The organism is Roseovarius sp. MS2 (genome assembly GCF_051447875.1).
In the GTDB taxonomy this organism is placed as follows: domain Bacteria; phylum Pseudomonadota; class Alphaproteobacteria; order Rhodobacterales; family Rhodobacteraceae; genus Roseovarius; species Roseovarius mucosus_A.
Genome location: NZ_JBKHVF010000001.1, coordinates 3,813,623 through 3,839,208, shown reverse-complemented (window position 1 = coordinate 3,839,208; position 25,586 = coordinate 3,813,623). Strand labels below are relative to the sequence as shown.

Genomic DNA, 25,586 nt, shown 5'->3' with positions numbered 1-25,586 from the left:
CGCCCTCTCCCTTGATCGGTATCTAGGCCAAGCTGGGGGCAATTTGTCAAAGGCGGCGTTACGTCACCGGCACACGCCGCCGCCGCCCTTCGCGCCAGATCAGCAACCCCGCCCCGCAGAGGATCACCGCCGCACCGGTGATCGAGGTGATGTCGGGCCAAACCCCGAACACCAGCCCGTCATAAAGCCCGGCAAAGATCAGCGCCGTATAAAAGAACGGGGCGACATAGCTGGCATCGCCCCGCGCCATGGCATTGACGAAGGCCATTTGCGCCAGCGCCATAAGGACGCCGAGCGCGGCAAGGGCTGCCCATTGGGCGGGGGTTGGCGGTGCCCAGACCCAGATCACCGCCAGCGTCGCGATGCTGAGGCCAATCGCGTTGTTCACAAGCAAGATCTGCCAAGGCCCTTCGCGCCCCGAGAGGCGCTTGAGGAAAATCAGCTCTGCCCCAAGACAGAGCGCTGCGCCAAGGGCAAGCAATGCGCCGGTTTCAACCACGCCACTGCCGGGACGGATCAGGATTGCGGCCCCCGTCAGGGCAATCACCGCCGCCGCCCATCGCACCGGTCCGACACGCTCGCCCAAGAGCGGAATGGCGAGGATCATGCCAAGCACCGGGTTGAGAAAGCTGATCGCCGTGGCGTCGGACAGCGGGATATAGGCGGCCGCCGCGAACATCAGGGTCACACCGCCCCAGCCCAGGCCCGAGCGTTTGACATGGGTGCGCAGATCCGGGCGCGTGAAGCGTGGCCGCACCAGCGCCACCGTGACGGAAATCGCCAGCAAAGCAAAAAGAAACCGCCCATGGCTGATCTGTAGCGGATGCAGTGGCGGGCCAAGCGTGTCGGTGCCCAGCGCCTTGGCCAAAAGCGTGGTGCCCGCCAGCAAGGCAGCGGCCAACACGGTCAGAAGGGCCGCGAGGCCCGGATTCGAGGCGCGGGGTATGAACATCGCCGCAGCATTGCCCGCTTGCTACGCTGGCCGCAAGTCACCGTTTCAGGGGGCAGCCTCAAGAAAGTTTTCAAGCGGCGAGACAAAAACGACAGGATGTCGTCGTTTGCCAATCACGCGTTGCGCATCCGTGATCAGTCTTACGAAAAATCGGAACGACTCCATGCACCAGCGCCGCATTCCCGAATGGCTCCGCCACGCCCCCACGCCCTCTGTGCGCGGCTTTGCCACCTTGGCGGGCACCGAGGCGATGGCGCGCGGCATCCTGATTTCGGTCATGCCGCTTGAGATGTATCGCGCGCTCCGCGATGCGGCGCTTGTCTCTGAGATCTATTTCATGGTTGGCCTTTTGTCGCTGGCCACGGGCCTGATGGTGCCCTTTGTGTCGCGGTTCATGCCACGGCGCTGGATCTATGTGACCGGCTGCGCGATGTTCGCGGGCGGGGCTGCGATGGGCGCGCAGGGCGGGGCGCTGGGCATGATCGCGGCGCTGGCAATGATCACGGCGGCCACAGTCACGGTCTTTGTCTGCTTCAATGCCTATGTGCTCGATTTCATTTCCAAGTACGATCTGGGCCGGTGCGAGACCTCGCGCATGTTTTACAGCGCGCTGGGTTGGACGGTGGGGCCATTCCTTGGCGTCACGCTCTTGGGGATTTGGCGGCCATTGCCGTTCATGATCGCAGCGTTGGCGGCGCTGAGCATGATGGCACTTTTTCTTTACCTGCGGCTTGGCAATGGCAAACTGATCACGCGCGCGCGCCGTCCGGCCCCCAACCCGTTGGCATGGATGCCCCGGTTCTTTGCCCAGCCCCGGCTCGTGGCAGGGTGGATATTTGCGGTCATCCGCTCCTGCGGGTGGTGGGCCTATGTGGTCTATCTGCCGATCTTTGCCGTTCAGCAGGGCTTGGGCGAGGATCTGGGCGGTATGTTGCTGTCAGCCTCGAATGGCATGCTGTTTCTCACGCCCTTCATGCTGCGCTGGATGCAGCGGCGGTCTATCCGCCACGCCGTGCGGGCGGGCTTTCTTGTGTCTGGGCTGCTGTTTGTCTTTGCGGCGATCCTGAGCGGTCTGCCATGGGTCACAGTGGCAAGCCTTGCCGTGGCCTCGGTCTTTCTGGTGTTGCTTGATGTGTCGGCGGGATTGCCGTTTCTGATGGCGGTCAAGCCATCCGAGCGGACCGAGATGTCGGCGATCTACGCCAGTTTCCGCGATGTTTCGGGCATTCTTACGCCGGGGGCGGCGTGGCTTGTGCTGCTGGTGGCGCCCTTGCCGGGGATTTTTGCGGTCACGGGAGTGGCACTTGTGGGGTGCTGGCATCTGGCGCGGCAACTGCACCCGCGCCTTGGCGCGGCACGTGTGGCGATCGAGCCGGGACCAAAGCTTGACATTTCACTTCCCCTGACACGCAAAACCGGCTAAAGCGCGGCCATGATCACGCAAACCACATATTCCTGTTTGCGACGTCGACGCGACCGCGTCTGACGACCTGTTAGGTCGTGATCCCGGCGCTTTGCTGCGCCAACCCGCCAAATGCCAAATCTCCAAATGATTGACTCGGCCCCGCCCATGCGGCACTCAAAGGGCCTGTTTGACAAGGAAACCGCCATGATCCCTTCGATCCTGCCAACCTATAACCGTGCGCCGCTCTCTTTCGTCAAGGGCGAGGGGGCTTGGCTCATCGAGGCGGACGGGCGACGTTTTCTCGATCTGGGCGCGGGCATCGCGGTCAATGCATTGGGGCATGCGCATCCCAAGCTGGTGGCGGCCCTGACCAAACAGGCAGAGGCGCTCTGGCATACTTCGAACCTTTACCAGATTCCCGCCCAGCAAGAGCTGGCCGACCGTCTTGTCGCCGCCACCTTTGCCGATACGGTTTTTTTCACCAATTCCGGCACCGAGGCGTGCGAATTGGCGGTCAAAATGGCGCGCAAGCACTTTTACGAGGCGGGCCAGCCGGAGCGCACGGATATCATCGCCTTCGAGGGGTCCTTCCATGGCCGGTCCTCGGCGGGAATTGCGGCGGCGGGGTCAGAGAAAATGACCAAGGGCTTTGGCCCGCTCCTCCCCGGCTTCAAACATGTGGCTTGGGGCGATCACGATGGGTTGCATGCCGCGATTGACGATCATACCGCCGCCATCCTGATCGAGCCGGTGCAGGGCGAGGGCGGCATCCGCCCGCTGCCTGATCAGTGTCTCAAGGGGCTGCGCGCCCTTTGTGATGAACGCGGCATCCTGCTCATCCTCGACGAGGTGCAATGTGGTGTGGGGCGCACGGGGCGGCTTTTTGCCCATGAATGGGCAGGGGTGACGCCAGACATCATGATGGTTGCCAAAGGCATCGGGGGCGGCTTTCCTCTCGGGGCTGTTCTGGCCACCGAGCATGCCGCATCGGGCATGACGGCGGGCACCCATGGCTCGACCTATGGCGGCAACCCTCTGGGCTGCGCGGTGGGCTGTGCCGTGATGACCGAGATTGCGACGCCTGAATTTCTGGCCGAGGTAAACCGCAAGGCCGCGTTCCTGCGCCAGCGGCTCGAAGGTCTGGTGGCGGCGCATCCGACCGTGTTCGAGGCCGTGCGCGGCATGGGCCTTATGCTCGGTCTCAAGTGCAAGGTGCCCAATACCGAGGTGGTGCAGGCCGGTTATGCGGCCCTTGTGGCGACCGTTCCCGCCGCCGACAATGTGCTGCGCCTGCTGCCGCCCCTGACCATCACCGATGATGAAATCTCCGAGGCTGTGACGCGCCTTGATGCGGCGGCAACCGCGCTAGAGACTGCGTAATTTCATCGTTCCCGAAATACTCCGGGGGTGTGGGGGTTGGCCCCCACCGAACCTCCCACCGAAAAGCGATCCGACCATGACCCATTTTCTTGATATTCACAAAACCACCGAGACCGACCTGCGGGCGATGATTGACCAAGCCCGCCGCATGAAAGAGGCGCGGCAGGGTCGCCCGCGCGGCACACCGGATGATGATCAGCCGCTCGCGGGGCGCATGGTGGCGCTTATCTTTGAAAAACCCTCTACGCGGACCCGCGTTTCCTTTGACATGGGCGTGCGGCAGATGGGCGGTCAGAGCATGGTGCTTTCGGGGGCTGATATGCAATTGGGCCATGGCGAGACCATTGCCGACACCGCCCGCGTCATGAGCCGCTATGTCGATCTGATCATGATCCGCACCTTTGACGAATCCGTGCTGCTGGAAATGGCCGAACATGCCGATGTGCCGGTGATCAACGGCCTGACCGACCGCACCCATCCCTGTCAGATCATGGCCGATATTCTGACCTATGAAGAACATCGTGGCCCGATCAAAGGCAAAAAGGTGGTCTGGTCGGGGGATGGCAATAATGTCTGCGCCTCTATGCTGCATGCCGCCGGGCAATTCGGTTTCGACCTGACCTTTACCGGCCCGATGCAGCTCGATCCCGAGCCCGAGTTCATCGGCCTTGCGCGCAAGGCTGGCAGCACGATCACCATCGAGCGCGACCCGTTCAAGGCGGTGGACGGGGCCGATCTGGTTGTCACCGATACCTGGGTCAGCATGCACGACAGCCAATCCACCAAAGAGCGGCGTCACAACATGCTGCGCCCCTATCAGGTCAATGACAAGCTGATGGCGGCGGCCAAACCTGATGCGCTTTTCATGCATTGCCTGCCTGCGCATCGCGGCGAAGAGGTGACATCCGAGGTGATGGACGGGCCGCAATCGGTGATCTTTGACGAGGCCGAAAACCGCCTGCACGCGCAAAAGGCCGTGATGCGCTGGTGTCTCGGGGTCTAAGCGCGCCGCGCCCAAGTGCTGCGCGCTTGCAATCGCCGCGCCAAAGCGCTTAGCCTGTTTTGAGGCTGTTAGCGATAGCAGGGGAACGCATGGCGCAGATTGGCATCTATGGGTTGGGCACCATGGGCAGCGCCTTGGCGCTGAACATCGCCGAGCACGGGTTTGACGTCGCCGTGACCAATCGCGAGGTGGACTGGATCGCGCCCTTCATGACAGAGGCGGGCGATCTTGCGGTCCGGTTGCACCCGCATGAGCAGCTCGAGGCGTTTGTGGCGGCGTTGAACACCCCCCGCGTGATCCTCTTCATGATCCCCTCGGGCCCGCCGATGGATGCCATGCTGGCGCAGATCACCCCGCTGCTCAGCCCCGGTGATACCGTGATCGACGGCGGCAATGCCGATTTCCACGACACCCGCCGCCGCGCTGCGCAATTGGCCGAACGCGATCTGCATTTCGTGGGTTTGGGCGTATCGGGCGGCGAGGCGGGCGCGCGGCACGGCCCCTCGATGATGCTGGGCGGCAGTGATCATAGCTGGACGCAACTGGAACCGATTTTGACGGCCATCGCAGCCCGCTATGATGGCATCCCCTGCGTCGCGCGTCTGGGGCCGGACGGAGCGGGGCATTTCGTCAAGACGGTGCATAATGGCATCGAATATGCCGATATGCAGGTCATTGCCGAAATCTACAGCCTGTTGCGCAATGGCGCGGCCCTGCCGCCTGCTGAGATCGGCGCGCTTTTTGCCGCCTGGGACCTTGGACCGCTCAAATCCTATCTGGTCGAGATCACGGCGCGGCTCTTGACCTATACCGATCCCGAGACCGGGCATCCCATGGTGGATGTGATCAAGGACGCGGCGGGTCAAAAAGGCACCGGGCGCTGGACCGTGATCGAGGCGCTGCGTCTGGGGCAATCGGCCAGCATGATCGAGGCGGCGGTAGGGGCACGGGGCTGGTCCTCGGAAAAACCCACACGGCAGCGGGCCGAGGCGATCCTTGGTGGCGCTGTTGGCGCGTTTGATGACACGCCCGAGGTTCTGGCCGAGGCGTTTCTGGCCGCGCGCCTGCTGACCTATGCCCAAGGGTTTCGCATTCTCGCGGCGGCGTCGGATGCCTATGGCTGGGGCCTTGATCTGGCAACCATTGCCCGCATCTGGCGGGCTGGGTGCATCATCCGTTCCGCGCTTTTGGATGATATCGCAGATGCGTTTGACCGGGATTTGCCACAGGGCGAATTGATCCTCGCGCCCGAGATTGCGCAGACCTTGGCGCGTTGCCTTCCCGCGCTGCGGCAGGTCGTGTGCAGTGCGGTTCATGGCGGGCACCCGGTGCCGGTACTTTCGGCGGGGCTGGCTTGGTATGACAGCATGCGGCTGGGCCATGGCAGCGCCAATATCATTCAGGCGCAGCGCGATATGTTCGGGCGTCACGGATTCGAGCGCCTCGGGCGCGCGGGTCTGCATCACGGCCCTTGGTGGGATTAGGGCGACCCGGTTTTTTCTGATAATTGGAGCAAGCAAAGATGGATCAGGGATCGGACTGGCCCGTGGGCTATGGCCGCCGTGTGCTGGCGTCAGTGGACAGCACAAATGCCGAGGCGGCGCGCCTTGCGCCGCATCTGGCGGGGCCAGAGTGGATATTGGCGCATCAGCAAACAGCAGCCCGCGGGCGGCGCGGCCGCGCTTGGGCCAATCCGGCGGGCAATTTCGCGGCGACGCTGGTCATGCGCCCGACCGAGAGCCCGGACCGCGTGGCGCTGCGCTCTTTCGTGGCGTCGCTGGCGCTTTTTGATGCGTTGGTGGCGGCAACGGGCCGGGCCGAGGTTTTTGCCCTCAAATGGCCCAATGATGTGCTCTTGAACGGTGGCAAGCTGGCGGGGATTTTGCTTGAAAGCGCCGGGGCAGGCGGCAGCCTCAGCCATTTCGCCATCGGCATCGGGGTGAACCTGCACAGCGCTCCCGAGGTGTCCGAGGTCGAACCGGGCGCGCTGCGCCCTGTTTCGCTCTTGTCCGAAACCGGCATCGCGATCGACCCAGAGGCGTTTCTCGACCTCTTGGCGCCCGCCTATGCGCGGGCCGAGGCGCAGTTTGTCACCTATGGGTTTGCCCCCATCCGCACCGCATGGCTGGCACGGGCAGCGCGTTTGGGCGAGGTCATCACCGCCCGCACCACGCGCGAGGTGTACGAGGGCCGGTTCGAGACGGTGGACGAGGCGGGCAATCTTGTTCTATTGACCGCGCAAGGGCGACAGGCGATTGCCGCCGCCGAGGTGTTCTTTTGACGGAAAGGGACCGGCCACATGCTCTTGGCGATTGATTGCGGCAATACAAACACGGTGTTTTCCATCTGGGACGGACAGACGTTTCTGTGCACGCTGCGCACCGCGACGGATCATCAGCGCACGGCTGATCAGTATTTCGTCTGGTTCAAGACTCTGCTGCATCACTATGGTATAAAGGCCGATATAAGCGGCGTGATCATTTCCTCGACCGTGCCAAGGGTCGTGTTCAACCTGAGGGTCTTTTCGGACCGCTATTTCAATTGCCGCCCATTGGTTGTGGGCAAGCCCGAGTGCCGCCTGCCGGTCGATGTGCGGGTGGATACGGGCACGCAGGTGGGGCCTGACCGGCTGGTCAACACGGTGGCAGGGTTTGACCTTTACGGCGGTGACCTCATCGTGGTGGATTTTGGCACCGCGACCACCTTTGATGTGGTCGACAGCGATGGGGCCTATATCGGCGGGGTGATCGCGCCGGGCGTGAATCTTTCGCTGCAAGCCCTACATGAGGCGGCGGCGGCCCTGCCACATATTGACGTGACCCGGCCCGAACGGGTGATCGGCACCAATACGGTGGATTGCATGCAGTCGGGTGTATTCTGGGGTTATGTCGGGCTGATCAATGGGCTATGTGACCGGATAAAGGCCGAGCGTGGCCGCACCATGACGGTGATCGCAACGGGTGGGCTGGCACCTCTCTTCCAGCAGGGCACGGACGTGTTCGACATGTTCGAGGACAATTTGACGATGCACGGTCTGACCGTCATCCATGCGTATAACAAGGAGGGCTGACGCCCCATGAGCAGTGAACGACTAATCTACCTGCCCCTCGGTGGGGCGGGCGAAATCGGTATGAACGCCTATGTCTACGGCTATGGCAAGCCGGGAAAGGAACGGCTGATCCTTGTCGATCTGGGCGTGACCTTTCCGGATATGGACGGCACGCCGGGCGTCGATCTGATCCTGCCGGACATCTCTTGGCTTGAGGCGCGCAAAGGGCAGCTAGAGGCGATTTTCATCACTCACGCCCATGAGGATCACGTGGGCGCTGTCGCGCATTACTATGCCCGCCTTGGCGCGCCGATCCATGCCCGTGCCTTTACCGCCAATATCGCGCGCCGCAAGATGCAGGAACATGGCAACCCTGAAAAGGCGGTCCATATCGCCTCGACATGGCCTGCCACCGTCAAGGCTGGTCCCTTTACCGTGGGTTTCGTGCCGATTTCGCATTCCATCCCCGAAAGCTCTGGTCTGGTGATCGACAGCGCCGGTGGGCGGATCGTGCATACCGGCGACTTCAAGATTGATGTCAACCCGGTGGTCGGCGAACCCTTTGATCGCGATCTCTGGGCCAGCCTGTCCGAGCCGGGGGTCAAGGCGCTGGTTTGCGATTCCACCAATGTCTTCAGCCATCACGAAGGCCGTTCCGAGAGCACCGTGGGCGGCCCGATCACCGATCTGGTCGCGGCCTCCAAGGGGCTGTTTGTGTGCACCACATTTGCCAGCAACGTCGCACGCGTGAAATCGCTGGCCGAGGCCGGCGTGCGGGCGGGGCGCTCCGTCTGTCTGATGGGGCGCGCCATGCAGCGGATGATCGAGGCGGCGCAGGAAACCGGCGTGCTCACCGGATTTCCCAAGACCATCAGCCCGGAAGAGGCGGGGAATGTCCCGCGTGACAGCCTGATGCTGATCGTCACCGGCTCTCAGGGCGAGCGTCGCGCCGCAAGTGCGCAACTGGCCAATGGCAAATACAACGGCATTACCCTCAAAGAGGGCGATACGTTTCTGTTCTCCTCCAAGACCATTCCGGGCAATGAGCGCGGCGTGATCCGGATCATCAACCAGTTTTCCGAGATGGGCGTCGATGTGATCGAGGGCGACGACCGCTATCACGTGTCGGGCCATGCCAACCGGCCCGATCTGGATGAGATGCACAAGCTGATCAAGCCGCAGATGGTGATCCCCATGCATGGCGAGCACCGGCATCTGCGCGAGCATGTCAAGTTGGCCAATGCCAACCGGCTCAAGGGGGTGCTGGCGGTCAACGGCATGATGATCGACCTCAGCGGCAATGCGCCAAAGGTGGCTGAATATATCGAGACCGGGCGCACCTATCTGGATGGTTCGGTGCAGGTCGGCGCGATGGATGGCGTGGTGCGCGACCGTATTCGCATGGCGCTGAACGGTCATGTCATGGTCAATGTCATCCTGGATGAAGAGGATGAACCTTTGGGTGATCCTTGGGTCGAGATCATGGGTCTGGCAGAAACCGGGCGCTCCAACGCGCCGCTGGTCGATGTGCTGGAAGAGGACCTGTCGCAGTTCATGGGCCGGGCCGGGGCCAAGATGCTGACCAATGACGACAAGCTGGAAGAGGGGCTGCGCCGGACCGCGCGGCAGAGCACGCAGACCGAAATCGGCAAGCGGCCCGAGGTGACGGTCGTCATCAGCCGCCTCACGGCGTAAGCGGGACGGCGCGCGGATGCGGATCGGCTATGTCATAGCAGAGGGGCGCGGGGAAACCGATCTCTTGCTGCATGACGTGGCGCGTGCAGCCCGCGCGCGGGGCCTGCGCCTGTGTGGCACGGTGCAGGTCAACACCAATTGCGGCGCGGATCGGCCCTGCGACATGGATGTCGAGGTGCTGCCCGATGGGCCGGTAATCCGCATTTCGCAAAGTTTGGGGCCGGGCGCGCGGGGCTGTCGGCTTGATCCATCTGCGCTGGAATTGGCGGTGGCCGCCGCCGAGGCGCGGCTGGCAGAGGGCTGTGATTTGCTGATCGTCAACAAATTCGGCAAGCACGAGGCCGAGGGGCGCGGGTTTCGCACGCTCATCGCCGAGGCGCTGAGCCTAAACGTGCCGGTTCTGGTCGGGGCGAACCGGCTCAACGCGCCGCATCTTGTTGCCTTTTCCGACGGGATCGCCGAGGCGCTCAGCCCCGACCTTGTGCATATTCTCGATTGGTTCGACAGGACAGCACGCGAGGCCTGTGCCTGACCTAGAACGCAATTGACCGGGCGGGGGGCATCTGTCATGCAGCAGGTTCAGTCACGATGAGGCAAGGACGATGAAGGTCATCATCTGCGGCGCCGGTCAGGTCGGTTGGCAGATTGCGCGGCATCTGTCGGGAGAGCGCAACGACGTCACGGTCGTGGACAACAATCCCGATCTGGTGCGCCGGGCCACCGATACGCTTGATGTGCAGGGGATAACGGGCTTTGCCTCTTATCCCGATGTTCTTGACCGTGCAGGCGCACGCGACGCCGACATGATCATTGCCGCGACCTATTCGGACGAGGTCAATATGGTCACGTGTCAGGTCGCGCATTCGGTCTTTGGCATCAGCCGCAAGATCGCGCGCCTGCGCAGCCAATCCTATCTCGATGCGATTTATTCAGACCTATACCGCCGCGATCACATGCCCATCGACGTGGTGATCAGCCCCGAGCGCGAGGTGGCGCAGGCGGCGCTGCAACGGCTTGCCTCGCCCGCCTCCTTTGATACCGAGCTTTTCATGGGCGGGCAGGCGCAGCTTATGGGTATTCGGCTGGAAGAGGATTGCCCGGTGCTCAACACGCCGTTGCGGCAATTGAGCGATCTCTTCTCGACCCTCAGGGTGGTGGTTCTGGCCGTGCGCCGCGAGGGGCGGCTTTTCGCGCCAGAAGCAGGGGATCAGCTTTTTGCGGGCGACGAGTGCTATCTTTTTGCCCCCATCGAAGACGTGCCGCGCACGCTCGAAGTGTTCGGCAAGTCGCAAAAGAAACAAGAGCGGGTGGTCATCATCGGCGGCGGCAATATTGGCCTTGCCGTGGCCCAAGCGCTGGAAACGCGGCCCGGCGGGCGTGTCCGGGCCAAGGTGATCGAGAAAAGCCGCCCTCAGGCCGAGCGCGCGGCGGATGCGCTGGAGCGGACCATCGTGCTGAACGGGGATGGCCTGAATTCCGCGCTATTGGCCGAGGCAGGGATTGCCCGCGCCGATGCGGTGCTGGTTGTGACCGATGATGACAAAACCAATATGCTGGCCGCCGTGCGTGCCAAATCCGAAGGCTGCCCCTTTGCCGTGGCGCTGATCAACGATCCCACCATGGTGCCGCTGCTCGAGTCGTTGGGCATTGACGCCTATATCAACCCGCGCGCCACCACTGTCAGCTCGATCCTGCGCCACATTCGCCACGGCAAGGTGCGCGGCGTCTATTCCATCGGGGATGCCGAAGGCGAGGTGATCGAAGCCGAGGTCATGTCGACCTCCTCCATCGCCGGCGCGGCGATTCGTGATATCGACTTTCCAGAGGGTGTGCTGGTTGGGGCCGTGCGCAAGGGCGGCAAAATACACAAACCCGCAGGCGGTCTGAGGGTTGAGGCGGGCGATGTGATCGTGATCTTTGCAATGGCGGCGGATGTGGCGGCGGTCGAGCAGCTGTTGCAGGTCTCGATCGACTTTTTCTGATCCGATGATTGACCGGCTGCTGACATTCCCGCTCATCCTGATCCTCGCCGGGATTGCCGCATTGATGATGTATCTGCCTGCGATAGATGCGGGCATGCGTGGCTTTAGTGGGGTCGGCAAGGCCTTTGCTTTTTCCGGCACCATCGGCTTTGCACTGGTGATCACCATAGGGCTGGCGCTGTCGGGACGGTCCGATCAGCGGATGAGCGACACCCAAAACCTGATGTCGCTCTTGCTGGCCTATGTGCTCTTGCCGGTGTTTCTGGCGATTCCGTTTTACAGCGGCGTGCGGAACACAACCTTTCTCAATGCCTATTTCGAGATGGTCTCGAGCTTCACCACCACCGGGGCCACGCTCTTTGGCACGCCGGGACGTCTGGTGGATAGCCTGCATCTGTGGCGCGCGCTCGTGGGCTGGGGTGGGGGGCTGTTGCTCTGGATTTCGGCGTCGGCGGTGCTTGCCCCGCTCAATCTTGGCGGGTTCGAGGTGACGGCCCGCGGCGAGCCGGGACAGGATGAGACCGTTCTGGGCCGGTTCGAGCGGGCGAGCCCCGCCAAACGGTTGGCGCAATCCACACGGGTGCTTGCCCCGGTCTATATCGGCCTGACCGCGGCGCTCTGGATCTGTCTTCTAGTCGGCGGAGAGCGGGCCTTCGTCGCGGCGGTGCACGCGATGTCGACCATGGCAACAAGCGGAATTTCCTCGATTGGCGGCTTGCAAAACGGCACTTCCGGCTTTGCTGGGGAATTCGCGGTCTTCCTGTTTTTCTTCTTTTCCCTGTCACGGCTCACGTTTTCCTCGGACACGATTACGTCGATGCGTCCGGGGGTGGTCAACGATCCAGAGTTTCGGCTGGGTGTTGTCTTGCTCATTGGGGTGCCATTGATCCTGTTTCTGCGCCACTGGATCGCCACGCTGGGGGTCGAGGATACGTCTGATTGGCGCTTGGCGCTCCGGGCCTTGTGGGGCGCGGTCTTTACCGTGCTGTCCTTCTTGTCGACCACCGGCTTTGAAAGCGCCGATTGGCAGGAGGCGCGGGATTGGTCGGGTCTCGGCACGCCCGGCCTGATCCTGTTGGGCCTATCGCTGGTGGGGGGCGGGGTGGCCACCACGGCGGGCGGGGTCAAGCTTCTTAGGGTCTACGCGCTCTACTTGCACGCCCGACGCGAAACCGAGCGTTTGGTGCATCCCTCGTCGGTCGGGCGCGCAACCGGTGTCGGGCGGCGTATCCGCCGGCAGGGGGCCTATATCGCGTGGATCTTTTTCATGCTCTTCGCCATGTCACTGACCTTTGTAACCGCTCTTTTGGCGCTTGCCGGGCAGGGGTTTGACGCGGCGCTGATTCTGGCGATTTCCGGGCTTTCAACCACGGGGCCGTTGATCCTGACCGCAAGCGACACGCCCATTCGCCTGCTCGAGTTGAGCGATGCCGCCAAGATGATCTATGCCATGGCCATGGTGCTTGGACGGCTTGAAACATTGGCCCTTATCGCCTTGCTTAACCCATCAATCTGGCGGGATTGACGCGGGTGCAACTCTCCGCCGCAGTTTGGAACGATTTTATTTTTGGGCTGGAAACTCCTGCACGGGCAAGACATACTCTGATTATACGCAAGACCCCTCGCGCCGGTTCGCGGTGCGCGCAATAAAAAAAGGCAGGAAGACGCATGGCTTCTGATCGACAAAATTTACAGGACGCATTTCTCAATCAGGTCCGCAAGACCAAGATTCCTGTGACGGTCTTTCTGATCAACGGGGTCAAGTTGCAGGGCGTGATAACATGGTTTGACAATTTCTGCATCCTGCTGCGCCGGGATGGGCAATCGCAGCTTGTTTACAAGCACGCGGTGTCAACCATCATGCCGTCGCAGCCTGTCAACCTCTACGATGGTGACGACGCCAATTGATGGACCACGCGCGCCCGATAACCCGGGCTTGGGTCATCCACCCCGAAATTGACGGTGCCAACCGCGCCCGTGATCCCGCCTTGGCGTTGGAAGAGGCCGTGGCCCTTGCCCATGCTCTGCCGGATATCGACGTGGTCGGTGCCGATACGGTGCGCCTGCGCAAGCCGGACGCCGGGCGTCTCTTTGGCAAGGGCAAGTTGGAAGAGCTGCATCAAGCGATGGAGGCCGCTGAGGTCGAGCTTGTGTTGGTCGACGGCCCCGTGACGCCGGTACAACAGCGCAATCTGGAAAAGGCTTGGGGCGTCAAGCTGCTGGATCGCACCGGGCTGATTTTGGAAATTTTCAGCGACCGCGCGGCTACGCGCGAAGGAGTGCTGCAAGTCGAGATGGCAGCGCTGAGCTATCAGCGCACGCGCCTTGTGCGCGCTTGGACCCACCTTGAACGGCAACGCGGTGGTCTAGGGTTCGTGGGCGGCCCCGGCGAGACGCAGATCGAAGCGGACCGTCGCGCGATTGATGATCAGCTTGTGCGCCTGCGGCGTCAGTTGGAAAAGGTGGCCAAGACCCGCACCCTGCACCGCGCCGCGCGTGCCAAGGTGCCATTTCCGGTGGTGGCGCTTGTTGGCTATACCAACGCGGGCAAATCCACGCTTTTCAATCGCCTCACGGGGGCGGATGTGATGGCCAAGGATATGCTCTTTGCCACGCTCGATCCGACCATGCGCCGTGTCAACCTGCCCGAAGGCGGGCCAGAGGTGATCCTGTCCGATACCGTGGGCTTTATCAGCGATCTGCCCACCGAATTGGTCGCAGCCTTTCGCGCGACATTGGAAGAGGTTCTGTCAGCGGATCTCATTTGTCATGTGCGCGATATTTCGCATCCCGAAACTGTCTCGCAGTCGCGCGACGTGGCGACAATTCTCGAGAGTCTCGGGGTCAGCGACAAGACACCCCAAATCGAAATCTGGAACAAGATCGACCGCTTGCCAGAGGATGCGCGCGCCGCTGCCGTGACCCAAGCGGCACGGCAAGAGGATGTCATCGCGATTTCCGCGATCTCGGGGCAGGGGCTCAGTGATCTGATTTCGGCCATTGGGGACAAGCTGTCTGATGTAACGCATCTGACAGAGGTGCATCTGCGCTTTGCCGAAGGGCGCAAACGCGCATGGCTCTTTGAAAAAGAGCTGGTCGAAGCCGAGACCCAGACCGAAGACGGCTTTGATCTGACCGTGCGCTGGACCGCGCGGCAAGAGGCGCGCTTTCGCGCTTTGTAACGACAAGGGCGGGGCAGGGGCGGGGCCGTGCGTGGCGACGCCAGCGGCCACGTGACCGGCGGTGTTTTCTGACCCTTCAAGATCCCAGCCTGAAAGGTCTCGCGCGCGGCGCGTCTGAAACAGGGGCGGCTTTCGGTCCACTCAACGTGCCAAGTGCCAAGTTTCGCCTTGATAGACCGTGCCGGATTGGGGATACCTCTGGTGATTTAAGTCAGGATTGAAAAGGATATCAGATGATTACTCCGGTTCTCCTTTGCGGCGGCTCTGGCACACGGCTGTGGCCATTGTCTCGCAAATCCTATCCTAAACAATTTGTAGCGCTCTTGGGCGATGTCACGCTCTTTCAGGCTTCGGCACAGCGGTTGTCTGGTCCAGAGTTTGCGGCCCCCATGGTGCTGACCAATGCCGATTTCCGCTTTATCGTGGGCGAGCAACTGGATGACATCGGGATCACTCCGGGCGCGGTTCTGATCGAGCCTTCGGGGCGCAATACGGCGCCTGCGGTTCTGGCAGCGGCGCTCTGGCAGGCGCGCCAAGACCCCGAGGCGCTGATGCTTGTCGCGCCCTCAGACCATGTCGTGCCCGATCCCGAGGCGTTTCGGCAGGCGGTCGCGGCGGGCGTCGGGCCTGCGCAGGCAGGGCAGCTTGTGACCTTCGGGATCAAGCCCACGCATGCCGAAACCGGCTATGGCTATCTGGAACTTGACGGCGTGCCCGGCGATCTGGCCCCGCGCCCCATTGGCCTCAAGCGGTTCGTTGAAAAGCCGAATGCCGAGGCAGCAGCGGCGATGCTGGCAGAGGGCACATATCTGTGGAACGCGGGGATTTTTCTCTTCAAAGCGGCGACCATCCTTGATGCATTCCGGGCCCATGCGCCGCAGCTCTTGGCACCGGTCGAGGCTGCGGTTGAAAAGACTACCCCTGATCTGGGCTTTTACCGCCTTGATCCCGAGGCTTGGGGCGAGGCCGAGGATATCTCGATCGACTATGCGGTGATGGAAAAGGCGCGCAACCTCACGGTCATTCCCTTTGCTGCCGGATGGTCGGATCTGGGGGGATGGGATGCGGTCTGGCGTGAAACCGGGCCGGATGAACGCGGCGTTGCGACCTCTGGCCATGCAACGGCGATTGATTGCGACAACACGCTTTTGCGGTCCGAAGACGCAGGGCTTGAGGTGGTGGGGATCGGGCTTGACGATATCATCACGGTGGCCATGTCCGATGCGGTTCTGGTGGCGCATGTCAGCCGGGCGCAGGATGTGAAACAGGCCGTCGCCGCGCTCAAGGCCAAGGGGCGGAAACAGGCCGAGAGTTTCCCCAAGGATCACCGCCCTTGGGGCTGGTTCGAGAGCTTGGTGATCGGCGAGCGGTTTCAGGTCAAGCGCATTCATGTTCACCCCGGTGCTGCCCTCAGCCTTCAAAGCCATCACCACCGCTCTGAACACTGGATCGTGGTGGAAGGCACCGCCAAAGTGACCGTGGATGACGTGGTCAAGCTCGTGAGCGAGAACCAATCGGTCTATATCCCCTTGGGCGCGGTGCACCGGATGGAGAACCCCGGCAAGGTGCCCATGGTGCTGATCGAAGTGCAGACCGGCTCTTATCTGGGCGAGGATGACATCGTCCGGTACGAGGATGTCTACGCGCGCGGATGACAAGATAGAGTGTGATAGCGTGAGGAACGCCGTCCGGTGGCGGGCGGGCGGCAAGGTGGCAAAAAGGCTTGATAAAAAGGTAGGGTAGCTGGTAGCAGACATTGAGGCGTAGATTTCCACTATGAGCAGCGGGCAGAAGAACTCATGAAGACCAGCGCAAAACGGGCGAGCCTACGTGTGAAGAGTGCGCCGCGTGCCACGCGGTCCAAGGCCGTGTCTGCTCTAAAACCTGCGCCCAAAGTCACGGAGGAACGGCTGACATCCGCTTTGGCATTCGTGACCGCGGACGTGACCCCCTCCGTCAAAGACGCGCTTGACGCAGCCGGTTTCGAGGTGGTGCCTCTGCAAAAGCAGGCCATTGCAAAGGCGCTTGACGCCGCAAAAGCGCCTTGTGCCTTGGTTTGGAGTGATCCGGCCAATTGTATTGCCAGCGCCATCAAAGAGGGCACCGATATTGCTCAGGCAATTGAGGGTTGGCGAGAGCGCGCCGAAGACGTGTTGGAGCTTGTGCGCAAGAACCGCCGCAAACTCACGCTGATCGACGCGGATATGCTGGCCGCGCCAGACAACGACCCCGCCTGGGATGCCCTTAGCAAGCGGCTGGACCTGCCGAGGGATCTCTTGCGCCCCTCGTCAGAGGCGAAATCAACCGCTGCGCTGTCTCTGACCGTTGCGCGCCTCGCTGTGCCGCAGATCGACAGCCTGCGAGAGCTTCTCGAAGAGTTGCGCGCCAGCGGGGTTTCCTACCTGACCGAAGACGTGGGGCTGTCAAATCTTGGCGCAGCGGCCGCATATTTCGCCGCGCTTCGCTCCCAGCAAGATGATCTGACGCTGATGGCGGCGCAGGTCGGGTTTCAGATCGAAGAGGCGCAAGAGAGTAGCGACGAGCGCGACCTGCTGCAAAGTCAGGTGACGTTTCTCACGCGCGAGATGCAGCGACTGAGTGAGGTGGAGAGTGCCTTTGCCGCGCAAAGACTGGCGCACGACCGCGATCAAGAGGAACTGGATCTGTTCCGCGAACAGGTGCAACTCCAAGACAAAGAGTTTCAAAAGGTGTGTAATGAGCACGCATCTCTGCAAGAGCAACTGCGCCGTCTGACCCAAGAGGTCGAGCGTCTGAAAGCGGCACAAACCGCGCTCGAGACCCGGCACAGCGAGGCGCTGCGCGTCAAGGATCGGGCGTTGACCAAATCCGTCCAAGACCTTAGGGAATTGACGGCCGCGCGCGACGATCTGGAGGCTCAGAACACCAAACTCGTGCGGGATGTAGAGGAACTGACCACCTTGCTTGCCATGGTCTACGAATCCACATCCTGGCGTGTCACGGCTCCGTTGCGGGGCGTCAAGCGCTTGGTGTCCAGATGATCCTTTTATTCGCTGGGGCATGACCATCCTCTCGCGCACATATCATGAAATCTCGCGTGCGAGATCAAGAGAAAACAAGAGTGTCCGGGCGAAACTGGCATGAGAGAGCAACCTGTGATCAAGACCAAAGCACGCACGATCATCCACGTCGGGGCAGGTACGGGCAAACGTCTGGCAGAGTGGCAGTCGGATGGCCCAGACAAGATCGTGCTTGTCGAGGCGGAACGCTCTGCAGCCGTGCGTCTGAGTAAAAAAGGTGCAACAGCCCCGAATGTGCAGGTGGTGCAGGCGGCGCTTGGCACAGAGGCGGGTGATGCAGAGCTGTCTGTGTGGAATTTTTCGCGTTTGAACAGCCTGCAAGAGCCGACGCCCGATCTGAAAGACCTCTATCCGGGATTGATCCGAAAAGATCGTCAGATCGTTCCCATGATCACGCCGGCAGAGCTATTCGCCACGGTCGGCGACGTGGCCAGACCTCTGGCCGTCATCATCGAGACGCCCGGTAACGAGATGGTCTTTTTAACGGCCTCCAAGGCCGACGCCGTGCTGGATCAGATAGACCAGATCGAAATTCACGCGCCGGAAGATGCGCTCTACAACGGCGCAGCAACCCGTGCGGAATTGGAGGCGTGGCTGACTCACGAGGGCTTTGCCGTCACGGCGCGGGATAACTCGGACGCGGACTGGACCGTTCTGCACCTCGTAGCGGATCATAGGGCCCGCGCCTTGTCCGAGGCCAAAGCCCGTATCGACGCGCTGAGCCAGACCATTGCGGCTGGTGAAATCACTCTGGCCGAAACACAATCCGCGTTAAAGGCGGCCAAGGACCGGGCCGAAGGGGCCGAGGCTGCCTTGGCCGAGGCGCGGACCGCGACCGAGGCCAAGACCGAAGCGCTGGCCGAGCGCGATGCGGCGCTCAAGGCGGAGAAGGCTCGGTCCGAGGGGCTGCAAGCGGTGCTGACCGAGGCGCAGGCCGCCGCAGAGGCGAGATCAAAGACGCTGGCCGAGCGCGATGCGGCGCTCAAGGCGGAGAAGGCTCGGTCCGAGGGGCTGCAAGCGGTGCTGACCGAGGCGCAGGCCGCCGCAGAGGCGAGATCAAAGACGCTGGCCGAGCGCGATGCGGCGCTCAAGGCGGAGAAGGCTCGGTCCGAGGGGCTGCAAGCGGTGCTGACCGAGGCGCAGGCCGCCGAAGAGGCGAAATCAAAGACGCTGGCCGAGCGCGATGCGGCGCTCAAGGCGGAAAAGGAGCGTGCGACGGGGCTTGAAAAGACCCTTGCGGATACGACGGCCGCGGCCAAAACCAGTGAGAAAGTAAGGGCGCAACTCTTGGATCGCGTTGCGCAACTCCAAGATGATCTCAAGCGAAACGAATTCGAACAGACCAAATTGCGGCAGGATTTGAGTCTCGCTCTTCGCGCACAAAATCGGTTGGACGTGGACTTTCGAGACCTTCAGGAGCGGTACGGTCATATTCACGGCATAAAGCAGCAACAAGATGAGTTGTTGCGGCAATTGACCCCACAGCTGCAACGCGCTGCTCAGGAAATAAAGGCGCTTGCCGATGAAAACATGCTCTTGCCGCACCAGGCGCAAAAGAAGAGCGTCACTTCGCAGAGCGTCGGCACGAGGAAGAGTAAGACTGCCGCGCGAAAGCGCGCCAGAGGATAAAGTCAGCTTATGAGCGAAATTAAGCCCCGGTCCGTCGCAGAGCTGTCTGGATTAATCGACTCGGCGCTTGCACTGTTGGCTTCACACGGCGTTCGGGACTGCGGCATGGAGTTGGATCTTGCCGAGCCTTTGCCGAGCCTTCTTGAGCGTTGTGAATCCCTGTTGGCGCAACAAGAGGATGAAAGTCCGAGTATAAGAGCCGTATATGCTTTTGGTTCAGTGCCAACGGCAGTTAGACATGCCCTTTATTCTTTTCCGAATATGAGCGTCGTGGATTTTGCGGCCTTGGTTGCTCCGCGCGACTCCGGTCTATCAGACGCTGCACGGGTCGCAGCGGCGCAGGGGGCATTGCAGACCCTGAGAGATTCCGAACTGGCCATGGGGCGAAATTTGCTCTTGTTGATTGATGTGGGACATAAGGATGCCGTGACACGCAAACTGCCGCCAGCATGTGACTTTCCCTGTTTGAGCATGGTTTTGACCACCCATCCTTTGCAAACTTACCTTGTGGCGCGTAACACCGGCGAAATTCGTCCGGAGTTTACATCGCTTCAGGTGTACTGCGAGCATTACACCCGGTTCCTCGAGGCCAATTCAGATCTCGTGCATGCAAAAGCCGAAAATGTGACAGAGATTAATAAAGACGGGCTATATAACATCGCCGCCACTCTGCGGCTTAGGATGCCAGACTATATTCCGCCTTTCGCCCCGTCATCCCTTGAACCTTGGCAAGCCACAACAATGCAATATGCAGACGGATCACCCGCAACCGATGAACCGCTGGATACGCCCGCTTATGTTGGCTTATGCGAGCGTTTGGGCTATGTATCGCAAAGTATCTCTGGAGCAATTGCAAATCCGGGTTCAGATGTTTTCTTTGATCTGCCAGCGCGCCGATCAGACCGTGATCCCAGCCGTGTTGCCAGCCTCATGCCTCGTATTTTTGGTTGCGTCGAGGCTTCGGCGCGGAACTCGCATGTTCCGCCCTTCACGCTTGGTGCATCGGATATCATCATACGGCTTGAAGATTGTCTTGGTCATCCAGACGGGACGCTGGAAAGACTGGATGCCTACGTTGATCAGTTGCCCCCTCGGGACGCAGCGTTGCTCCAGATTGTTGCGGCCGAGCATTTCAGAGCTTGCAAGCAAAACCTAGTCGCTCTTAGCCTGCTTGCAGAGGCGGATCATCTCGTCTTGCCGCAAGACCAAGTGCTACGCTCTCTCAGTGCAGAGTTGATGTTTAGTATGGGCAAGGGCGATCTTGGGCTGAATACCTTGATTGCAGGCGCTTTTTCGGGGCCACAGGCTTTTGGACAAAAGGCGCAGGTGGCTTTGCGGAACCATCTAGCAAAAAGTTTCTCCGGGACGCAGGCAGAACACGGACATGCGTTGTTATTGTCTTATCTCGAGCGGCTCCCGCCTGAAGAGGAGGCGGGGCGTAAGGTGCTCATAGAAATTGGCACGACGCGCGAAACCGTACCGGGCCAAGGCTCGACGGAGAAGCTGGCCGACCGCTGCGCCGAACTCGGCATAGATTTTGTCACGGTCGATATGGACCCTCGAAATTCGGCGCAGGCGCGGCGGATGTTCCGACGCAAAGGGTACGCGTTTCGAGCAGTTACCTCCAAGGGCGAAGACTTCTTGGCACAGTGGACCGGACCTATTGATTACTGTTTTCTTGATGCCTATGATTTTGATCATGGTATGCACAGCGAGTTACGTCAAAGCCGCTATGAAAGTTTCCTAGGCGAGCGCATCGACGATGCGGCATGCCATAAAATGCATTATGACTGTGCGACCAGTTTGATCCGAAAACTGGCACAGGATGGTGTTATATGTTTCGATGACACTTGGACTGACTCAGAGGGTAAATGGACGGCAAAAGGCAAAACAGCTATGCCATTGCTGCTCGAAAGTGGGTTTTCTGTCCTTGACGCAACGAACAGGGCTGCATTGCTGGGCCGGGGTTCGTTATGAGTAACGAGCGATTAAACCAATTCCACAATCTCCACCAAGGCGAAAGCTGTGTCATCGTCTGCAATGGCCCGTCCCTCAACCGCATGGATCTGCGGTTTCTACGCCAGCATACAGTGATCGGGTTGAACAAGATCCATCTCGGCCTGGAACAATTCGGGTTCGAGCCGACTTATCTGGTGGCGGTCAATCCGAAGGTGGTCGAGCAGGCGCGTGATGCGATAGCGGCTTTGCCCGCCATCCGCTTTATCGGCGCGCGCGCCGCCGGGCACCTCGAGGAGGGGCTGCGCACCTTTCATGTGCCCATCCTCGCACCGCCCGTCACATTCTCGACCGACATCTGCACAGGGCTGCGTGAGGGCGGCACCGTGACCCATGCCGCACTCCAGATTGCCTATTACATGGGGTTTTCAAAAGTTGTCATCATCGGCATGGATCACCGCTTCACCTATCACGGCGCGCCGCATGAAGCGCATGTGATGGAGGGCCCAGACCCAAATCACTTCAGCCCCGAGTATTTTCGGGGACAGGTCTGGGACAATCCCGACCTTGCGCGCTCAGAGGCCTCGTACAAGGTTGCGCGCGAGGTTTATGAGGCGGCGGGGCGGCAGATCGTGGATGCCACTCTGGACGGTGCCTGTCCCGTCTTTGAAAAGGCCGATTACCGCACGGTTTTCGGTTTGCCCCGCGATCACGGAATTAGAGAATGACCTGATGTTCGGCTTGGCCACGAAGGCCAAGCGCGTCCAGATCAACGGCAAAGGTCATACCCGCCCCCGGTGCCTTGGCCAAAGCGTCGGCATCCATCCCTTGTCGGGCGGTCGTGATGTGCAGCACGGATAGGGCGTGGCCCCCAAACGCCGGACAAGAGGCGTGCGGCGCTGCCAGACAAACCGCGCCCAGATACCGGGCGTCAGGACCATAAACCGCGACGCGGCTTGCCCCCCATTCTGCAAGCCAGAGCCGCCCGTCGGCATCCATCACAGCCCCGTCAGGACAGCGCCCCTCGGCGCGCAGGTCGAGCCATGGCTCGGGCTCTCCCAATGGCCATCCCTCTCTCGGATCAAGACGCTGCCGATAGACAATCCGCCTCGGCGTGTCGGTGAAACAGGCAAAACCTGCCTCCGCGTCAAAGCAGATGGCGTTCGGAATGGTGATCCTGTCAAAGAGGCACCGCATCTCGCCCCGGTAATAGCGCCAGATTGCGCCCGCCTCCGCCTCGGCCGTGTGGCCCATGGTGCCGATCCAGAATCCCCCCCAAGGATCGGCGCGCCCGTCATTGGGGCGCAGCCGTCCAGCGGCACAGTCGAGAGAGGCCACAGGCGTGCTAGCCCCCGAGGCAATCTCGAATCGCAACAGATGGTGGCTGGCCGCGATCAACAGCGTGTCGGCATCAAGCCAGCCCGCCGCAGAGACCGAAGCATCAAAATGCCACGCCTGATCCCCGGTGTAGTCGCGCGACAAGAGACGCCGCCCGGTAATATCGAACCAGAAAAACTGGTCTCGCTGTGGATGCCAGAACGGACCTTCGCCCAAATCGCAGGTGCGTCGGTCAATGACCTGAGCATGGGGCAGATCAAGCATCTGTCCGCTCATCCCGTCACAACCACGCCGCCGTCTATGACCAGCGCCTGACCGGTCATCATCCGGCTTGCCTCAGAGGCGAGGAACAGCGTTCCGCCGCTGATATCCTCGGGAACGAGGTGCTCTTTCAGGCACTGCTTGTCCAGATGCGCCGCAAGGTTGGTGGGCGTGGCCCAAAGTGCGCGTTGGCGGTCCGTCATCACCCAGCCGGGGACCAGCGCATTGACCCGGATACGGTCGGGGCCGAATTCGCGCGCAAGCGCGCGGGTCATACCTGTGATCCCGGCATTGGACGTCACATAGGCGGGATAACCCGAATTGCCCATCATATAGCTGATCGACGAGAAATTGATGATCGAGCCGCCCCCTGCGGCCCGCATCTGAGCGACGACTCCCTGTATGGCAAAGAAATAGGCAGAAAGGTTAATGGCGAGATTGGCATTCCATCCCGTCTCATCCAGCTCCTCGGTGCGGTGACGCTGATCATTCGCGGCATTGTTGACCAGAACCCGCACCGGCCCATGGGCCTCTTGCGCCGCCTCCAGCGCACCATGCAGCGCCGCGCGGTTCGTGATGTCACAGGGCAGATACAAGGGCCGGACCCCGTATCGGTCGGCGATGACGTCACAAAATGCTGTGGCATCAGAGCGTTGCACAAAGGCAACCTTGGCCCCTTGCGCGACAAAGGCCTCGGTCAGGGCGGCCCCGATACCAGAGCCGCCACCGGTTATTAACACAGAGCGACCGTTCAAGTCAGGATAGCGGGTATCGGACATCGCGCAGTTCACCTTGATTTTGTCGGATCAGGTCTTTGTTGCTAACGTGCTCAGCCAAGGATGCAAGCTGGAATTTCGCTTCTTTTTTGAGCGATCGCGCGCGGATTTCCGCGAATTTCGAGCGATGGCCCCTGTGGTCCGGGTAGACATCCCAGCCCCGAGTCGGTAGAGGTCGGCAGGTGTCGAAAGTGTTGCCGCTTCTTGGGGTCTGTCTCTGGCTTTTTTCAAATGGTATCGGCGTTCCTAACTGCTGTGTGCTGCAGCAACTTGCATAGGATGGTTTAAATGCTTGCAAGCATTGTGATTAGAACATTGAACGAAGCGCAGCACCTCGAAGATCTCCTTGTGATGATCGCCGCACAATTGACGGACGGCCTCGGGATAGAGGTTGTCCTTATCGACTCTGGTTCGACGGATGGAACACTCGAGATTGCCGAGCGGCACGGCTGCCGGATCACCACGATCAAGAAGTCCGAATTCTCCTTTGGCCGGTCGTTGAACCGGGGGTGTGATCATGCGAAGGGCGATATCCTTGTGTTCGTCTCCGGCCATTGCGTTCCGGTCGATGCGACTTGGCTGCAAACGCTCTGCCAGCCGCTGATCGACGGGGTGGCCAGCTATAGCTACGGCCGCCAGATCGGGGATGACGACAGCAATTACAGCGAGCGTCGCATCTTTGCCAAGTACTTCCCGGATGTCTCGGCGGTGCCGCAGGAGGGGTTCTTTTGCAACAATGCCAATTCGGCGCTCTTGCGCAGCGCATGGGAAAAGCATCCGTTCGACGAGGCCCTGACCGGGCTTGAGGATATGGAACTGGCCAAGCGATTGGTAGGAGCAGGGCACAAGATTGCCTATGTCGCCGAAGCCCCAGTCTTCCACCACCATCAGGAAAGCTGGGCGCAGGTCCGTCGGCGGTTCGAGCGCGAGGCGCTGGCGCTGCGCTCGATCATGCCAGAGGTGCATTTGTCGCGCCTCGACGTGCTGCGTTACGTGGTTCGCAGCGTGACGGGGGATTGGCGGGCGGCCTCGCTCAACAAAATTCTCTCGACCAGCCGCATGGATATGCTGCGGTATCGCTGGAACCAGTATATCGGATCCTACAAGGGCAATCACGAACACCGGCTGTTGTCACAACATGCCAAGGAACGTTTCTTCTTTCCACAAGTAAATGAAAAGGCCGCACAAGATGACTGGCTCAGGCCGCTGCGTCGCACTCCTCCCCATGAAAGCCAACAGTCAAAGAGTTAAGGGCAAGAATTTCCGTCCTCTGCACGGCAAGCCGCTCTTTGCTTGGATACTGGATTCTCTTCTGGCGCTTGATGAAATTGATGAGGTCGTCATCAATACGGATGCCCGTCACATTCTTGCAGAGAATGGGCTGGTAGAGTCGAATCGGGTGCGAATCCGGGATCGCAAGCCAGAGTTGTGCGGAGATACGGTCTCGATGAATCTCATTCTGGCCGATGATATCGCCGCCGTAGAAGCGGAGACCTATTTGATGACCCATACGACCAACCCGATGCTGCGGCCGGAAACGATCCGCGCCGCTCTGACGGCCTATCGGGCGGGGGTTGCGGATGGCACGGCGGATTCGCTCTTTACCGTCAACAAGATCCAGACGCGCTTTTACCGCGCCGATGCCAGCCCGGTGAACCATGATCCGGACAATCTGGTCCAGACTCAGGATCTCGAACCGTGGTTCGAAGAAAACTCGAACCTTTTCATCTTCTCGCTGGATAGCTTTGCCTCGACCAATGCACGGATCGGGCGCAAGCCGATCCTGCACGAGATGAACAAAATGGAAGCAGTCGACATCGACACCCCCGAAGACTGGGCCTTGGCCGAGGCGGTGGCCAGTCTGCAAATGCAACACCAAAAGACAGCGTGACCTCATGAAAGACGTGCTTGTAACCTGC

General features: G+C 61.0%; 22 protein-coding genes. 19 read left to right on the top strand and 3 right to left on the bottom strand.

Annotated features, from left to right (window positions below):
- Nucleotides 1-58: 58 nt before the first annotated feature.
- Complete coding sequence (locus ACLGGT_RS18735; protein WP_081506345.1) at nucleotides 59-952, bottom strand: DMT family transporter; 894 nt, start codon at nucleotides 950-952, stop codon at nucleotides 59-61.
- Between the two features lie 163 nt (nucleotides 953-1,115).
- Here ACLGGT_RS18735 and ACLGGT_RS18730 point away from each other — a divergent pair, with 163 nt between their 5' ends.
- From ACLGGT_RS18730 to ACLGGT_RS18650, 17 genes are all read left to right on the top strand, one after another.
- Entirely contained in the window at nucleotides 1,116-2,375 is a 1,260-nt protein-coding gene (locus tag ACLGGT_RS18730) for an MFS transporter (RefSeq protein ID WP_437197219.1), read from the top strand.
- 186 nt (nucleotides 2,376-2,561) lie between these two features.
- The gene (locus tag ACLGGT_RS18725; RefSeq protein ID WP_437197218.1) at nucleotides 2,562-3,737 is read left to right on the top strand and encodes an aspartate aminotransferase family protein; all 1,176 of its coding nucleotides are present in this window, start codon (nucleotides 2,562-2,564) and stop codon (nucleotides 3,735-3,737) included.
- 76 nt (nucleotides 3,738-3,813) lie between these two features.
- A complete protein-coding gene (argF, locus tag ACLGGT_RS18720; RefSeq protein ID WP_008283153.1) occupies nucleotides 3,814-4,740 on the top strand; it encodes an ornithine carbamoyltransferase in 927 nt (308 codons plus the stop codon).
- An 89-nt stretch (nucleotides 4,741-4,829) separates the two neighbouring features.
- Nucleotides 4,830-6,224, top strand: coding sequence for an NADP-dependent phosphogluconate dehydrogenase (gene gndA, locus ACLGGT_RS18715; protein ID WP_437197216.1), 1,395 nt, complete (start codon nucleotides 4,830-4,832; stop codon nucleotides 6,222-6,224).
- Nucleotides 6,225-6,262: 38 nt separating this feature from the next.
- Complete coding sequence (locus ACLGGT_RS18710) at nucleotides 6,263-7,021, top strand: biotin--[acetyl-CoA-carboxylase] ligase (RefSeq protein WP_437197214.1); 759 nt, start codon at nucleotides 6,263-6,265, stop codon at nucleotides 7,019-7,021.
- Nucleotides 7,022-7,039: 18 nt separating this feature from the next.
- The gene (locus ACLGGT_RS18705) at nucleotides 7,040-7,810 is read left to right on the top strand and encodes a type III pantothenate kinase (protein ID WP_008283150.1); all 771 of its coding nucleotides are present in this window, start codon (nucleotides 7,040-7,042) and stop codon (nucleotides 7,808-7,810) included.
- 6 nt (nucleotides 7,811-7,816) lie between these two features.
- Entirely contained in the window at nucleotides 7,817-9,484 is a 1,668-nt protein-coding gene (locus tag ACLGGT_RS18700; protein ID WP_037298960.1) for a ribonuclease J, read from the top strand.
- A gap of 16 nt (nucleotides 9,485-9,500) precedes the next feature.
- Nucleotides 9,501-10,016 carry a DUF2478 domain-containing protein gene (locus ACLGGT_RS18695; protein WP_151979111.1) on the top strand — a complete coding sequence of 172 codons (516 nt, stop codon included), beginning with the start codon at nucleotides 9,501-9,503 and terminating at the stop codon, nucleotides 10,014-10,016.
- Between the two features lie 70 nt (nucleotides 10,017-10,086).
- Nucleotides 10,087-11,466, top strand: a complete 1,380-nt coding sequence (gene trkA / locus ACLGGT_RS18690) for a Trk system potassium transporter TrkA (protein ID WP_008283147.1) — start codon at nucleotides 10,087-10,089, stop codon at nucleotides 11,464-11,466.
- Between the two features lie 4 nt (nucleotides 11,467-11,470).
- On the top strand, nucleotides 11,471-12,991 hold the full coding sequence (locus ACLGGT_RS18685; protein ID WP_437197211.1) for a TrkH family potassium uptake protein: 1,521 nt from the start codon (nucleotides 11,471-11,473) through the stop codon (nucleotides 12,989-12,991).
- A gap of 143 nt (nucleotides 12,992-13,134) precedes the next feature.
- Entirely contained in the window at nucleotides 13,135-13,374 is a 240-nt protein-coding gene (gene hfq / locus ACLGGT_RS18680) for an RNA chaperone Hfq (protein ID WP_008283145.1), read from the top strand.
- Nucleotides 13,374-14,648, top strand: coding sequence for a GTPase HflX (hflX, locus tag ACLGGT_RS18675; RefSeq protein ID WP_008283144.1), 1,275 nt, complete (start codon nucleotides 13,374-13,376; stop codon nucleotides 14,646-14,648). The genes hfq and hflX overlap by 1 nt, the downstream gene beginning before the upstream one ends.
- 233 nt (nucleotides 14,649-14,881) lie before the next feature.
- Nucleotides 14,882-16,303 (top strand): mannose-1-phosphate guanylyltransferase/mannose-6-phosphate isomerase, encoded by a 1,422-nt coding sequence (locus ACLGGT_RS18670; RefSeq protein WP_437197209.1) that lies wholly within the window; start codon nucleotides 14,882-14,884, stop codon nucleotides 16,301-16,303.
- 144 nt (nucleotides 16,304-16,447) lie between these two features.
- The gene (locus tag ACLGGT_RS18665) at nucleotides 16,448-17,668 is read left to right on the top strand and encodes a hypothetical protein (RefSeq protein ID WP_437197207.1); all 1,221 of its coding nucleotides are present in this window, start codon (nucleotides 16,448-16,450) and stop codon (nucleotides 17,666-17,668) included.
- A 99-nt stretch (nucleotides 17,669-17,767) separates the two neighbouring features.
- Nucleotides 17,768-19,336, top strand: a complete 1,569-nt coding sequence (locus tag ACLGGT_RS18660; RefSeq protein WP_437197205.1) for a hypothetical protein — start codon at nucleotides 17,768-17,770, stop codon at nucleotides 19,334-19,336.
- A gap of 105 nt (nucleotides 19,337-19,441) precedes the next feature.
- Complete coding sequence (locus ACLGGT_RS18655; RefSeq protein ID WP_437197204.1) at nucleotides 19,442-21,313, top strand: hypothetical protein; 1,872 nt, start codon at nucleotides 19,442-19,444, stop codon at nucleotides 21,311-21,313.
- Nucleotides 21,310-22,020, top strand: coding sequence for a 6-hydroxymethylpterin diphosphokinase MptE-like protein (locus tag ACLGGT_RS18650; protein WP_437197203.1), 711 nt, complete (start codon nucleotides 21,310-21,312; stop codon nucleotides 22,018-22,020). Before ACLGGT_RS18655 ends, ACLGGT_RS18650 begins: the two co-directional genes overlap by 4 nt.
- On the opposite strand, the gene ACLGGT_RS18645 is transcribed toward ACLGGT_RS18650, so the two are convergent.
- Both ACLGGT_RS18645 and ACLGGT_RS18640 read right to left on the bottom strand, forming a co-directional pair.
- Entirely contained in the window at nucleotides 22,010-22,894 is an 885-nt protein-coding gene (locus ACLGGT_RS18645) for an SMP-30/gluconolactonase/LRE family protein (RefSeq protein ID WP_437197202.1), read from the bottom strand. The genes ACLGGT_RS18650 and ACLGGT_RS18645 overlap by 11 nt on opposite strands.
- An 8-nt stretch (nucleotides 22,895-22,902) precedes the next feature.
- Complete coding sequence (locus ACLGGT_RS18640) at nucleotides 22,903-23,670, bottom strand: SDR family NAD(P)-dependent oxidoreductase (RefSeq protein ID WP_437197201.1); 768 nt, start codon at nucleotides 23,668-23,670, stop codon at nucleotides 22,903-22,905.
- 285 nt (nucleotides 23,671-23,955) lie between these two features.
- Here ACLGGT_RS18640 and ACLGGT_RS18635 point away from each other — a divergent pair, with 285 nt between their 5' ends.
- Both ACLGGT_RS18635 and ACLGGT_RS18630 read left to right on the top strand, forming a co-directional pair.
- A complete protein-coding gene (locus ACLGGT_RS18635) occupies nucleotides 23,956-24,918 on the top strand; it encodes a glycosyltransferase family 2 protein (RefSeq protein WP_437197200.1) in 963 nt (320 codons plus the stop codon).
- Nucleotides 24,893-25,558, top strand: a complete 666-nt coding sequence (locus ACLGGT_RS18630) for a cytidylyltransferase domain-containing protein (protein ID WP_437197199.1) — start codon at nucleotides 24,893-24,895, stop codon at nucleotides 25,556-25,558. Before ACLGGT_RS18635 ends, ACLGGT_RS18630 begins: the two co-directional genes overlap by 26 nt.
- The last annotated feature ends 28 nt before the right edge of the window (nucleotides 25,559-25,586 follow it).

Excerpts from the sequence above, each read along its gene's own strand:
- argF (WP_008283153.1), top strand. The coding sequence starts at position 3,814 with ATGACCCATTTTCTTGATATTCACAAAACCACCGAGACCGACCTGCGG.
- trkA (WP_008283147.1), top strand. The coding sequence starts at position 10,087 with ATGAAGGTCATCATCTGCGGCGCCGGTCAGGTCGGTTGGCAGATTGCG.
- ACLGGT_RS18655 (WP_437197204.1), top strand. The coding sequence starts at position 19,442 with ATGGAGTTGGATCTTGCCGAGCCTTTGCCGAGCCTTCTTGAGCGTTGT.
- ACLGGT_RS18735 (WP_081506345.1), bottom strand. The coding sequence starts at position 952 with ATGTTCATACCCCGCGCCTCGAATCCGGGCCTCGCGGCCCTTCTGACC.
- ACLGGT_RS18665 (WP_437197207.1), top strand. The coding sequence starts at position 16,448 with ATGAAGACCAGCGCAAAACGGGCGAGCCTACGTGTGAAGAGTGCGCCG.
- gndA (WP_437197216.1), top strand. The coding sequence starts at position 4,830 with ATGGCGCAGATTGGCATCTATGGGTTGGGCACCATGGGCAGCGCCTTG.
- ACLGGT_RS18685 (WP_437197211.1), top strand. The coding sequence starts at position 11,471 with ATGATTGACCGGCTGCTGACATTCCCGCTCATCCTGATCCTCGCCGGG.
- ACLGGT_RS18695 (WP_151979111.1), top strand. The coding sequence starts at position 9,501 with ATGCGGATCGGCTATGTCATAGCAGAGGGGCGCGGGGAAACCGATCTC.
- ACLGGT_RS18640 (WP_437197201.1), bottom strand. The coding sequence starts at position 23,670 with ATGTCCGATACCCGCTATCCTGACTTGAACGGTCGCTCTGTGTTAATA.
- hflX (WP_008283144.1), top strand. The coding sequence starts at position 13,374 with ATGGACCACGCGCGCCCGATAACCCGGGCTTGGGTCATCCACCCCGAA.
- ACLGGT_RS18705 (WP_008283150.1), top strand. The coding sequence starts at position 7,040 with ATGCTCTTGGCGATTGATTGCGGCAATACAAACACGGTGTTTTCCATC.
- ACLGGT_RS18670 (WP_437197209.1), top strand. The coding sequence starts at position 14,882 with ATGATTACTCCGGTTCTCCTTTGCGGCGGCTCTGGCACACGGCTGTGG.
- ACLGGT_RS18725 (WP_437197218.1), top strand. The coding sequence starts at position 2,562 with ATGATCCCTTCGATCCTGCCAACCTATAACCGTGCGCCGCTCTCTTTC.
- ACLGGT_RS18645 (WP_437197202.1), bottom strand. The coding sequence starts at position 22,894 with ATGCTTGATCTGCCCCATGCTCAGGTCATTGACCGACGCACCTGCGAT.
- hfq (WP_008283145.1), top strand. The coding sequence starts at position 13,135 with ATGGCTTCTGATCGACAAAATTTACAGGACGCATTTCTCAATCAGGTC.
- ACLGGT_RS18730 (WP_437197219.1), top strand. The coding sequence starts at position 1,116 with ATGCACCAGCGCCGCATTCCCGAATGGCTCCGCCACGCCCCCACGCCC.
- ACLGGT_RS18660 (WP_437197205.1), top strand. The coding sequence starts at position 17,768 with ATGAGAGAGCAACCTGTGATCAAGACCAAAGCACGCACGATCATCCAC.
- ACLGGT_RS18650 (WP_437197203.1), top strand. The coding sequence starts at position 21,310 with ATGAGTAACGAGCGATTAAACCAATTCCACAATCTCCACCAAGGCGAA.
- ACLGGT_RS18700 (WP_037298960.1), top strand. The coding sequence starts at position 7,817 with ATGAGCAGTGAACGACTAATCTACCTGCCCCTCGGTGGGGCGGGCGAA.
- ACLGGT_RS18710 (WP_437197214.1), top strand. The coding sequence starts at position 6,263 with ATGGATCAGGGATCGGACTGGCCCGTGGGCTATGGCCGCCGTGTGCTG.
- ACLGGT_RS18635 (WP_437197200.1), top strand. The coding sequence starts at position 23,956 with ATGCTTGCAAGCATTGTGATTAGAACATTGAACGAAGCGCAGCACCTC.
- ACLGGT_RS18630 (WP_437197199.1), top strand. The coding sequence starts at position 24,893 with ATGAAAGCCAACAGTCAAAGAGTTAAGGGCAAGAATTTCCGTCCTCTG.